Source organism: Mesorhizobium album (assembly GCF_033977205.1).
In the GTDB taxonomy this organism is placed as follows: domain Bacteria; phylum Pseudomonadota; class Alphaproteobacteria; order Rhizobiales; family Rhizobiaceae; genus Mesorhizobium; species Mesorhizobium album.
The window spans coordinates 1-11,760 of sequence record NZ_JAVIIW010000086.1; the positions used below are offsets into that span (position 1 = coordinate 1).

8 protein-coding genes and 3 pseudogenes are annotated in these 11,760 nt (G+C 57.9%); 8 read left to right on the forward strand and 3 right to left on the reverse strand.

The features are described 5' to 3' along the window. The 3 genes and pseudogenes from RFN28_RS33825 to RFN28_RS35005 form a co-directional block, all read right to left on the reverse strand. Window positions 1-116 (reverse strand): annotated as a pseudogene (locus tag RFN28_RS33825) (tyrosine-type recombinase/integrase); the annotation flags it as partial. Window positions 117-440: 324 nt separating this feature from the next. Continuing rightward, a pseudogene (locus tag RFN28_RS33830) lies at window positions 441-1,189 on the reverse strand (IS30 family transposase); the annotation flags it as partial. A 686-nt stretch (window positions 1,190-1,875) separates the two neighbouring features. Further along, entirely contained in the window at window positions 1,876-2,235 is a 360-nt protein-coding gene (locus RFN28_RS35005; RefSeq protein ID WP_430679485.1) for a transposase, read from the reverse strand. 419 nt (window positions 2,236-2,654) lie between these two features. Here RFN28_RS35005 and RFN28_RS33835 point away from each other — a divergent pair, with 419 nt between their 5' ends. The 8 genes and pseudogenes from RFN28_RS33835 to RFN28_RS33870 all read left to right on the forward strand — a co-directional run. After that, entirely contained in the window at window positions 2,655-3,881 is a 1,227-nt protein-coding gene (locus tag RFN28_RS33835; protein WP_320291473.1) for an ATP-grasp domain-containing protein, read from the forward strand. Between the two features lie 397 nt (window positions 3,882-4,278). Continuing rightward, window positions 4,279-4,536, forward strand: coding sequence for a hypothetical protein (locus RFN28_RS33840; protein ID WP_320291474.1), 258 nt, complete (start codon window positions 4,279-4,281; stop codon window positions 4,534-4,536). Between the two features lie 74 nt (window positions 4,537-4,610). Further along, the gene (locus RFN28_RS33845; protein WP_320291475.1) at window positions 4,611-4,772 is read left to right on the forward strand and encodes a hypothetical protein; all 162 of its coding nucleotides are present in this window, start codon (window positions 4,611-4,613) and stop codon (window positions 4,770-4,772) included. 710 nt (window positions 4,773-5,482) lie between these two features. Further along, window positions 5,483-6,586, forward strand: a complete 1,104-nt coding sequence (locus RFN28_RS33850; RefSeq protein ID WP_320291476.1) for an ABC transporter substrate-binding protein — start codon at window positions 5,483-5,485, stop codon at window positions 6,584-6,586. A gap of 278 nt (window positions 6,587-6,864) precedes the next feature. Next, window positions 6,865-7,914 carry an ABC transporter ATP-binding protein gene (locus RFN28_RS33855; protein WP_320291477.1) on the forward strand — a complete coding sequence of 350 codons (1,050 nt, stop codon included), beginning with the start codon at window positions 6,865-6,867 and terminating at the stop codon, window positions 7,912-7,914. 19 nt (window positions 7,915-7,933) lie between these two features. Further along, window positions 7,934-9,712, forward strand: a complete 1,779-nt coding sequence (locus tag RFN28_RS33860; RefSeq protein ID WP_320291478.1) for an ABC transporter permease subunit — start codon at window positions 7,934-7,936, stop codon at window positions 9,710-9,712. A 732-nt stretch (window positions 9,713-10,444) separates the two neighbouring features. Beyond that, window positions 10,445-11,440, forward strand: coding sequence for a succinylglutamate desuccinylase/aspartoacylase family protein (locus RFN28_RS33865; RefSeq protein WP_320291479.1), 996 nt, complete (start codon window positions 10,445-10,447; stop codon window positions 11,438-11,440). A 74-nt stretch (window positions 11,441-11,514) separates the two neighbouring features. Continuing rightward, a pseudogene (locus tag RFN28_RS33870) lies at window positions 11,515-11,760 on the forward strand (methylaspartate ammonia-lyase); the annotation flags it as partial.

Consider the following 11,760-nt stretch of genomic DNA (forward strand, 5'->3'; position numbering starts at 1 on the left):
AAATGGCGGGAAAACTTCGCCACCGCGTGCACGTAGGATCGTTGCGTGGCCGGCGACAGATTGCGGATCGTCATGTCTTCGATCATGCGCCGGCGAAGAGGGCTCAACTCGGCCATCTCAGTGCTCCTGTTCCAAGATTGCGCTTCAACAGCCGCAATCCTTCAAAACAGAAGCCTCAACCGCAAACCGGCCCGCCAAATGCCGCGTCAGCGGCTTCGTTCAATCCCGAATCCTTTAAACGGCGACGTGCTTTAGCCGCGCGGTGGTGGGGTGGGACTTGGATACGCATCTCAGAGCAAGCCTTGCCATTGAGGCCCTCAAGATGCCCATCACCGATCGGCAGCCTGCTCCTGGGGATCTCGTGCACCATTCCGATCGCGGAGTTCAAGGCGGATTCAACCAGTCGTCGCAACACCCTCGATCATATCTTGTTTGAGCAACTAGTCGAGAGCCACTGCAGGTATGCGCCAATCCAGCGTCTTGCGAGGCCCGGTATTCAGAGCATCGGCTACAGCGCTGAGTTCATTGGTCCCATGCTGGCTGAGATCCGTGCCTTTCGGAAAGTACTGACGCAGCAAGCCGTTGGTGTTTTCGTTGCTGCCGCGCTGCCAAGGGCTTTGAGGGTCGCAGAAGTAGATCTCCAGGCCAGTCTCGATACGGAGCTGCGCATGCTGCGCCATCTCCGCGCCCTGGTCCCAAGTCAAGGATCGGCGCAGGTGCGCTGGTAATTCCATGATGGTCCCGGCGATGGCGTCTCGGACCGCTTCGGGGCCATGCCCGGCAAGAGCCGGGCCGTTTTTGACAGACTTATCCTTCCCGTGGCGTTGCATGCGCGGCAGGTGCAGGAGCATTGTGAACCGTGTCGTACGTTCGACCAGCGTGCCGATCGCTGGGCTGCCTCTGCAGGACGATCGCTAATCATCAGTGCATCAGCAATGAAGGACTTGCCACGGTTACGAGCACGTTCGCGGGGCAGACGCAGCGCACGCCCGGAGCGTAGATAGCCGATAGCTCCCGCTTCAGGGCGCCTCGACCCTGAATGTAAAGAGCCTGATAGACGGCTTCGTGGCTGATGCGCATGGTCGCTCCAGGCCGTCGACCAGCGCGGACTTTGCCGATGAACGGCCCGTCGTACTTTCCATACCACAACGGAGCCATCGAAGGCGATGCCGTCGGGCGCGATCGACCCCCGTCAGCCTTTCGCGATGGTGGTATTGCGATCAAGTAGTGTCAGCAGGATGCTTTGCAGATGTGCCTTGAAGACGTTCAACTCCCGGTCCCCCTTGCGGTACGAAAGGGGACGAAAATAAACGTCCTGCCTTACCGGCACCGCTGTTCAGCGGCGCTGCCAGTGATCATCAGGTGGGGGAGTTTCAAGTGACCATGCCCAGGGGATTTTGACCGACCCACGGGGTCTCAGATCGGTCTCAGTTCACCCGGGCCAAGTGAAAAGGCTGCTTTGCAAAGCGGAAAATCGGTCGCGTCGGCCCACAAGCGATGCAGCAGGATGAGGCCCAGTTTGCGGGCCACCGGCCTCGGCTCGTGCCATGCTGCGCCGCCTGGCGATGTTCATGCTCATGCTCTGAGGCCCGACCACTTATTCGAGCGCACCAGCAGGGTGCAGCCGGCTCATAAAGCGGGTGCGTCCAAGTTCGTCGGCTCATCGGCTGACCTCTGCCTGGATGTCGCAGGCTGGTAGCGCGCCGGCGTCATCCCAGATGTGCCGCCGAACCGTTCAGACCCGTACGTGTTAGATTCCACCCAAGGGTTTGTTTCGCCCGTTAAGGGGCTGCGCGGCGGCATCTTCAACAAGGCGGGGCGCGGCGAGTTTCGTTGCCCCCTTGACGCGCCCGTCAGCCCGATCACGCGCCGCATTCAGCGCGCGGAATCACTCCAGCCACCGTCTTGGTATCGGCGCCAGGCCGACGCGCATCGCGCTGCCATCGATCTCATGCTCATGCCTGCATCTCGGGTGGCTTGCCGTTTCCGCTGATCCGGTGAATGCCTGGCTACAGGTTCCGCCGCCGCAATCGCCGGCACGAAGGCAGCAGAACTTGCTGCACCGACGCGGCCCTGTTTGCCCGCTTTGCGCCGCCAGGCGAAGACCTGCTGCGGCCTAATGCCATACCGGCGGGCAACCTCGGAAATGACTGCGCTCGGTTCGAGCGTCTCCGCGATGACCCGTGCCTTGTCGAACACCGACCACTGACGCAGACCGCCAGCACCAGTGATCACCTCGAAACGCAGAGGCTGCCGCTTCGCGTCAAGCGTAGGTCAAGTCCAGACACAAGCCGATTTTCGAACCCGATAAAGGTTCGGCAACCTCAAGATCGCGACCACTCCCGAAAGGTGCTCCGGAAACACCGCTTACGATCGAGCCACGCAGGCAGAGATTCTAGAGCTAGCGTAGATGGTAGCACATGCACAGCATATACGGCTTTCAAGCTGGCGTCGCTTGAACGTCCAGCATGGTCCCAGGCCCGCCACACGATAATAAACAAACGAGAACTGATCTTCAAACAAGCTTAAAGAATCTTTACGCCCGCAAACGCCCGAAAGCGATATGTTGACTCACAATGTGAGGTCAGGCACGGCTGAAAAACCGATGTACACTCGGACCGCCGAACAGTACGCAACGTCGGAGTTAACGGCCAATGACAAGAAGAGTGCTCATCCTGGTTGAAGGGACAAGGGGTAACGGTCTGCCATACGTAGAAGCGGCCCACCGTCTAGGTCTTAATCCAATTTCCCTGTCGGCTGACCCAGCTCAGTACAACTATCTCGCAGCGGAAAATATTGAGGCTATCCGCGTCGATACAAACAATCTCGATGCGCTGATCCACGAATGTTCCCGGCTGCGTTCGACCTATGACATCGCAGGAATTACCAGCGCCAAGGAGTCGTTTTATGCGACAGTTGGCAAGCTCTGCCGGCATTTCGATCTACCGGGACCGAACCCCGAATCGATAGAACAATGTTGCGACAAATTCACTCAACGTCAGCTCCTCGCGGAGGCGGGCATTCCGATACCGGCTTATCGCCTGGCAGCAAATGTGACAGAAGTAGAAAGCTGTGCCGCGGAGATCGGCCTGCCGGTGATTGTTAAGCCGGCTTTAGGCAGCGGCAGCATTGGTGTTCGATTGTGCCGCGATGTCGAAGAGTTGGCCGACCATACGACCTATTTGTTGGGCGGACAGCACAAATGGCCGTCTTCGCCAAGGGTACTGGTCGAGGAATTCGCACAAGGACCTTATTATTGGGCCGACATAATGGGAGATCAGATCATTGGAATTGGCAACGGTGAGGACGTCCCTCCACCGCATTTCGTCGGTGGTGAGTACACCATTCCGGCCCAGCTGACCGATGACGAGCATGATCGTATCGCCGATGTTTCGCTAAGCTGTTTGCGAGCTCTCGGCCTCGGCTGGGGTCCAACGGGCATTGAATTCCGGTGGACGAAGCATGGTCCAGTCGTCATTGAAGTCAATCCGCGGCTTCACGGCACGCCCGCTCCCCAACTGATTCAGCTGGCTTACGGTATTGATCTCATCACCGAGCATATCAAGCTTGCCATCGGCGACGAATGGGATTTGCGCAGAAGGCATTCGCACACTGCGGCGGCGCGGATCCTAGTTCCTGATCGCGATGGCACCCTCGATTGGATCGATGGAAACAGTCAGGCGGCTGCTGTGCCAGGTGTCGCCGAGGTCAAATTGTATGTTGGACCCAAGACGCCGATCGTCAGACAAGGCGATAACCGTGACTGGATCGGACATGTTATCGCTGCTTCACCCAGCAGTGCTCGGACCGAGGCGATACTTCAGCAGGCCGTGGACTTAATCGGCTGGTCAATCATACCATTTCCGACCCCTGGCGAATAGGAACAATCTGCGGCCTACCTCCGCACCAGCGCCAGTTGCTACAAGCCGCCAAGGATGCGAGCGAGGGGCATGCTGGCCGTATCGGCGATCTAAAGGTGCCGCGACCGATCCACGATCCCCAGACCTTGCCTCGCGAAGTGCATCGTCGGCCGCCTCTACGCCTCACAAACCTCCTCTTGCACCACGAAATATGGGAGCTGTCGCATCGGCTATCACCACCATCAACGTCATCACCAGCACGAACCCAGACACACATGAGCTCGTCCCAGATGCAGGGTCCATCTCGCATCTAGATGAGGACATATCCAATCTGCATTTGACGAAAACACCATGTGCCATCGATTATCGCTGATAATGCTTTTTTGGCCGTAGACTACTCAAATTCGGGAAAATACGCGTGGTCAGCATTGAAAATTTAAGGGGTATTCAGGGCAAGGCAACCGCTTGGCGCCGCCACCTCTGTAAAAATAGCGAGCTCGATTATCGGGTACTCGACAAAGCCGGTTTTGTGACAGAGAAACTCGCTTCGTTCGGCATCAATCACGTCGAGAGGGGCATCACTGAAACCCGTATTGTTGCTTTGATTCTAGGCGAAGGCAGAGACGGACCGACGACCGGCCCACGGGCCGACGTGGACGCCCGGGCCAATGCTTGAAGCGTCAATCAAGCTGGCGGCGTCGAGGAAATCCCGGAAAGATGCATGCGTGTGGCCACGAGGGTTACCCCGCTATGCTGGCCGCGAAATACCCAGCAGCTACGGGCAATCTCAAGGGCCCCGTTTCCTTGATCTTTCAGCCTGCGGAAGAAGATGTAGGCGGCCAAAGGATGGTCCAGGAAGGGATCGTTTTAGCATTTCCCAGGTTTTTGGCATGCACAATCAGCCGGGCCTGAAGATTGGCAAGTTCGGGAATTTCGATGGCTCGATCTTGCCCGCGCCTTACGAGTTTGACATCATCGTGAAGGGCAGGAGCGGCCATGCGGCGAGCCCCAATCCTACCATCGATCCCATTGTCATAGCAGCTAGGTCATCATTGGCCTACAAACGTTGGTCTTGTGCAACACCGACCCGAACGAGTCGCTCGTCGCCTCCGTTACCAAGTTGGGCGCCGGCCAGGCCTGCAACATCATTCCAGAACACGATAAAATCATCGGCAGCCGCAAGGACACTCTCGCCCGCCCCGCGAGGCTTCGCGGAACGACAGATCGCCGAAGCGTGCGCGGGGTATTGCGTGCGGATTCGGTGCGGAAGTCGAGTTCAGGCATCGGCGCCTCGAGCGTCTCATGTTAACCACACGGACGGGACCAATCGGGCGGTCGAGGCGGCACGAGGTCTCGTAAGGCCTGCATCTTTGGGAATAAGATCAAGCCGAGCATGGGGTCGGAGGACTTCTACATGCTTGAGGTGCGGCCGGGTGCTTACATTTTACTTGGCAACGGCCCGACCGCCGCCCTGCACAACCCGGCATATGATTTCAACGACGAAGCCTGCCGTATGGCATTGGCTACTGCGTTAACTTGTCAATACGGCTCTGCCTTTCTGAGGCTGGAAAAGTCACAACGTTCGAGAACAGAGGCAGGTCGGTCTAGTAAGGGGAATTAAAATGAGCTTTTGGATAAATCGCAGATGTTTCATGCAAGCGATGTCGTCGGCGATCGCAGCCGGCGCATTGTCCTCCGTCACTCGCCCAGCTTCGGCCCAATCAGCGGGTGAGTTAAGGGTGACGGTGGGGGGGGGCGATTGGGGCAAAGCCAACATCGAAGCCTATGTCAAACCATTCGAAGCTGAGACAGGTATTAAGGTGACGCCGATCACCGACGATACAAATTTGGGCCAGATCGAGTTGATGGTGAAGTCGGGCAACATCACACTTGACGTTGCCACACTGGGGCAAGGTTCTGCCCTTAACGCAGCTCAAAAAGGCGTCCTCGAGAAAATCGATTATTCGGGCTTTAAGAAGGAAGAGCTGAACGGCATTTTTGAATTCGCCAAGCAGCCGTTCGGCATTGCCGCGCTTATCTATTCGTACAACATGGTATACAACACTGAATCGTTTCCTGCTAGCAAACCGCGACCCATAACCTGGGCCGATTTCTGGAACGTCGAGGAGTTTCCGGGCGTCCGAACGCTGGTCTCAGGGCAATACGGATCAGAAGGGCCTTGGGAGGAGGCTCTGCTGGCGGATGGTGTACCCGTGGGTCAACTCTATCCGATGGACATCGATCGCGTCTTTGCCAGCCTGGATAAGATTAAGCCGCATATACGCAAGTGGTGGGGCACAGGCTCCGAAATCCAGCAAATGTTGCATGATAAGGTGGTCGACCTCGCGCAATCATATGACGGGCGGGCGCTTCTTCTGATTGACCAGGGCGCACCAACCGACATCAACCGGAATCAGGCAAAGCTACAATGGGACTATTGGGTGATCCCCAAGGGGGGCAATGTGCAGAATGCGCAGAAGTTCATCGAATTCGCCACTCGCGCTGACCGCCAAGCGGCATTCGCGCAGCTATTTCCCGAAGGTCCAAGCAACCGCAACGCCTTCAAATTGATTCCGGATAAGGTCGCCCGCAAACTTCCTACCTATCCTGATTATATGAAGAGCAGCGTTTCCGTGAATGGGCAGTGGTATAATGATATCGGGCCGGATGGCCTGTCGAATACGGAACGGCTCACTCAGCGCTGGAACGAATGGGTTCTTCAATAGACCTGGATTCAGTGAAGTTATCAGGGGCGGACCGGTCCGCTTCGCTTGCCGATCGCGAGATGAAGGATCAACGAGTCTATCACCCGTGTTTTTGGCAAAACCTGGAGTTTCGCGCACAAAGGCGCCGAAAACCGGTCGCAGCGGCTACCCTTTGCTCCGGTCACATAGAGTGGGGCGGCAGCTATAGTTAAACAGCAGGGTCCGTCAGTTGTCGGATCTGCTGGAGGAGCAACAGTGAACATCCATGCATCCCACCGCTCCACTGAGAGGTTCACGCATTGGTGAAGAGCCCCATTCTGCCGCAGATTGAATTCCGCAGTGTCACTAAGGCTTACGGAAAGATCACTGCAGTCAGAGATTTGTCATTGACAGTTGGTCGTGGCGAGTTCCTGACAATTCTCGGTCCGAGCGGTTCGGGCAAGACTACAACCCTGATGCTGCTCGCTGGCTTTGAGGCCCCAACTGCGGGTGATATCTTGATCGCAGGGCGCTCCGTCGCCACAGTGCCCTCCTATCGGCGCGACCAAGGCATCGTTTTCCAGAGCTACGCGCTGTTTCCGCATCTCACGGTGACACGGAACCTGGAGTTCCCGCTCGAAATGCGCGGCATAAACGCTGCTGAGAGGACAACACGGGTCCGCCGCATGCTGGAGCGCGTGGCTCTCGGTGATTTTGGCGGCCGTATGCCGTCGCAATTAAGCGGCGGCCAGCAGCAGCGCGTGGCGCTTGCCCGCGCGCTGGTCGCAGATCCGCCCTTCCTCTTGCTGGACGAGCCGCTCGGCGCCCTCGATCGTAACCTCCGCGAGCAGATGCAGATCGAGATGAAGAGCTTGCACAAAGAGTTCGGCACTACCACGGTGTGCGTTACGCACGACCAGGAGGAGGCGCTCACCCTGTCGGACCGCATCGTCGTCATGCGCGCGGGCCAGATCGAGCAGACCGATAGCCCGGAGGCCCTCTATGACCGGCCGGCAACATGCTTCGTGGCAAAATTCTTGGGCGAGGCCAACATCCTCGAAAATTGCAACTTCGAGCTTGAAACCGATGCAGCGCAGCCGTCCGGCACCGTGGCTATGATCCGGCCCGAACGCATCTGCATTGTCGCTCCTGATGCGGCGAATCGCGGCGATGCAGACCGGCGTCAGTCCGTCACTGGAACCGTCGACGATATGATTTATGCCGGCCCCTTGCGGAAATACCATGTGCGCGTCGGGAGCAGCGTTTTCATCGTGCGTGAACACGTCGCCGCAGGGCAGCCAATCTTCCGACCAGGCGACGGGGTATGCTTGGACTGGCTGCGGTCAGACATTCGTTTCGTCGCGGCGTGAGGCACCTGAGGGTAGACTGATGAAGATCTTTCAAAAATTGGGCCAAATGCCGATTGGGCTCACCGTACCGGCCTTCGCCATCTTGCTCATAGTATTCGGCATGCCGATCATGCTTTTGTTCCTGACCAGCATCAATGCACCGGCCTTTTCGGTAACCAACTATTATAAATTCCTCAGCCAGCCGGCGAACGTCCGCGTACTATTCCAAACCATCGAAGTGAGCGTCCTGGCCACAGGCATCTGCCTCATCGTCGGCTATCCCTCGGCCTATCTGATCGTGACCGCCTCGAAGAGAGTGCGCTTGACCCTCATTGCACTCGTCATCATCCCTTATCTCACCAGCGGGTTGGCTCGTACATATGCATGGATTGTCATTCTCGGCGATCGCGGCGTGATCAACAACCTGTTGCTCCACCTCGGTGTGATCCACAGCCCACTGCCGCTCATCTACAACCGCACGGCCGTGTATATCGGCATGGTGCACATCATGCTGCCGCTGATGATCCTGCCTCTGGTTAGCGCGATGATGGGCATCGACAGGTCGCTGATGGCGGCGGCGCGCAGCATGGGAGCCCGGCCACTCACAGCTTTTTGGCGGGTGTTCTTCCCGCTCAGCTTGCCAGGCGTGCGCAGTGGCTCACTGCTGGTCTTCGTGTTCTGTCTGGGGTTCTACATAACGCCAGCTGCCCTCGGCGGGTTGCGCGATGCCATGCTGTCAACCTTTATCGCCGCGCAGGTCACAAGCTCCTTCGAGATCTCAAAAATCGCGACTTCGGCTTTCATCCTCCTTGCCATCGCCGTCGCGGTGCTATCCATCTTAGGGCTCAATCTGGCGGGTGCTCAAGGCCGCGCGGCGGCACCAGCCCGTAGGTCTTGGGTAGTGCGGCTGCCAATATTTGCCATGCTGAAGCACTATTTTAGTGAGTTTCCCAATCGCTATCGGGCGAAGCTTTGGACGACCCTGCTCTACCAGGCAGGAGGTAACAGCCGCCTGTCGAACATCGTCGGCGCGGTGTTCGTATTGATCGTCATGGTCTACCTTCTTTCCCCCGGCCTCATCGTCGTTATCATGTCATTCAGCGCCGGGACTTTTCTCGAATTCCCGCCCTCGGGCGTTTCGCTGCAATGGTATCGATCCTTCTTCGGCGACCCGTCCTGGAATGGGGCCGCTTGGACCAGCATCCAGATCGGTGTAGCGGTGGCTATCCTGTCGACGGTCGTCGGGACGCTCGCGGCCTATGGCCTCAACCGTAGCCATCCTCGGCTACGCGGCTTCCTGACAATGACGATCCTGACTCCGGTCACCATCCCGGTCATCGTCGTAGGCATCGCCACCTATCTCGGGCTGGTCAATCTCGGACTGATCGGCTCGAAAACTGGGATCGTCCTAGCCCAAAGCCTCGGTGCCATCGGCATTGTCGTCGTGATCGTATCGGCGACGCTGGCTAATCTTGATCGAACGCTGGAGCAGGCAGCCAAAAGCATGCGGGCGGGGCCGCTGCAGACTTTTTTGAGGGTAACGCTACCATTGATCCGGCCGGGGGTTATCGGCGGCGCCGTATTTGCTTTCCTCCACTCCTTCGATGAAGTGGTCATCACATCGTTGGTTAGCGGGTACTCAATCCGCACCCTCCCACTCAAAATGTGGGAGAACATACGCAACCAGATTGATCCCACAATCGCCGCGGTGGCCTCCCTGCTAATGCTTGTGCCCGTGCTTTGGCTCATTGTCCTCTATCTCATGTGGTGGCGGGCCCGGCCGAGAGATCATCACACGCTTTCGGAACTTGCGACTTGAGCTGTGGGCTTTCAAGTTGCGTCGCAGCTCGGTGCCCCGATTTGCCGACGATCGGCCGATTGCCTGTCTGCAGGAAATATACGCCGGACTCGATCCTGTTCTGCTGTTGCGCGATCTCGGCGACATGCAGGAGCGGCACGCTGCGCTCGCCGATACTTCGCGGCCGCCCCGACTTGACGGGGCAGCTGTGCCGATTGGATAGACAGTTCGAAATACCTCGCGTTTGGAACCGAATTTTGATTCACTCGGTGCGTTGATTTGCGCGGAGCAGTGGACGCGGGGACAGGCTGGTTTCTGGGACCTTGACGAGCGATATGTCCGGCCGAGCGAGGCCTGTGGCCTGCCGACTACAACCCCGCGCGGCCACCCTCCCAAATCGCTTGGCAGACGCCGGCCGAGTTCGCCAGCACCTCCAATCCGTGACGGTCGCTCGCGCTGCGCTATGCCAAAGGCTCCGCGCCAGCGGCCGTTGCTTCACCCACCCAGCAGGGCACAAGCCACGCCGGAAACGAGCTCAAAACTGGATAGAAACCGGCGGCAACGTCACAGTTTCTTCCTTTTTGAAAATCGAGAAGCGGTAGTTCCATCAAGCCGGGCGGCGGCCATCTAAGAACGCGATGGTACCGCGCGGGACATTATATTGGCGAATTGAAGACACGCTGGCGCATACTTGCAAAGCGAGAACCGCAATCCCGGCGCCAAGGTCGCCCGTTATTCACAAAAGGCAGAACAATGAGCGAAGCACCATATCTTACGTTCGATCTTGATACGCCTGGCGTGAGCAGGGGGCATCTTGTTATCCCGGGAGGTACCGACCGTGGGGAGCTTTCGCTCCCGGTGTTCAGTCTCAATAAAGGAGAAGGACCGCGTCTTCTTGTCACGGGCGGAAATCATGGCAATGAATTGGAGGGGCCAATTGTCGCGCGGCGGCTTATTAAGTGGCTGCCAGAAGCGCAAACTTGTGGGCGAGTCATCGTCCTGCCGGTACTTAATCCATTGGCGGTGGAGGCATGGAGCCGCAATACTCCCCTCGACGGGTTGAACCTCAATCGCATTTTTCCGGGCCGCGCCGACGGGTCAGTGACTGAACGAATCGCGGATGCGGTTTCGCGGGTATTGTTGCCAATGGCCGACACCGTGTTTGATCTGCACAGCTTCGGACCAACCTGGGATTTCCCACCGGCGGCCACGACGCACCCCATTGCAGATCCCGATCTCATGGCCAGGACGGTTAGGATGGCCGAAGCGTTCAAGTTGCCGTTGACATTGGTCTGGCAACACAACGACACGGCTGGAATGTTTGATATCACGGCCCAAAACCAGGGCAAGGTATTTGTTTGCACTGAATTCGGCGGCGGCACGGTCGGCGCAGATAATCTCGCGATCTACGAGGCTGGAGTGCGCAACGCGTTCATCGCGCTCGGGCTGATTGAGGGAAAGGCTGAGTATCCAACTTTCCGTCAACAGAAGTCCGGACAAACGCTCGAAACGCGCCCCTCCGACGAGTTAAAATCGCCTGCGCCGGGCATCTTCGAACCTCGCTGCTCGGTGCTGGATGAAGTGAAGCAGGGAGACTTGGTAGGTATCCTGCATCCGATGGATTCGCTGTCCGCTGAATCCATTGATATCCGCGCGCCCGAAACCTCCATCGTCTTGGCCGTAGCATCAGGGGCGCATGTCGAGGCCGACAAAGTGGTAGCGCTCGTTGCGCGGCCGCTGAAGAAATAACAGGCGGGTGGCAGCTAGCGCCTCGCGTGTCAGTAGCGGCAGAATTATCCGTCAGGATGAATCGAGTGACCGAATTGCAGATCAAAGACGTCCTCCTTGCGCCTGGCAACGGCGCATTCTTCTATGACGATCAAGCTGCCATTGGCTCGGGCGCAACCCAGGACGGCTTCATCTATGTCGGCGAACCGACAACGCCTGGGTTCAATTCCATCCGCATTCCAGCATCTTCGCTCAGCATCGGGCTGATCCTCCCCGACGAAACCGTTGTTTGGGGCGACATGATGAACGTGCAGTACTCTGGTGCTGGCGGGCGCGATCCT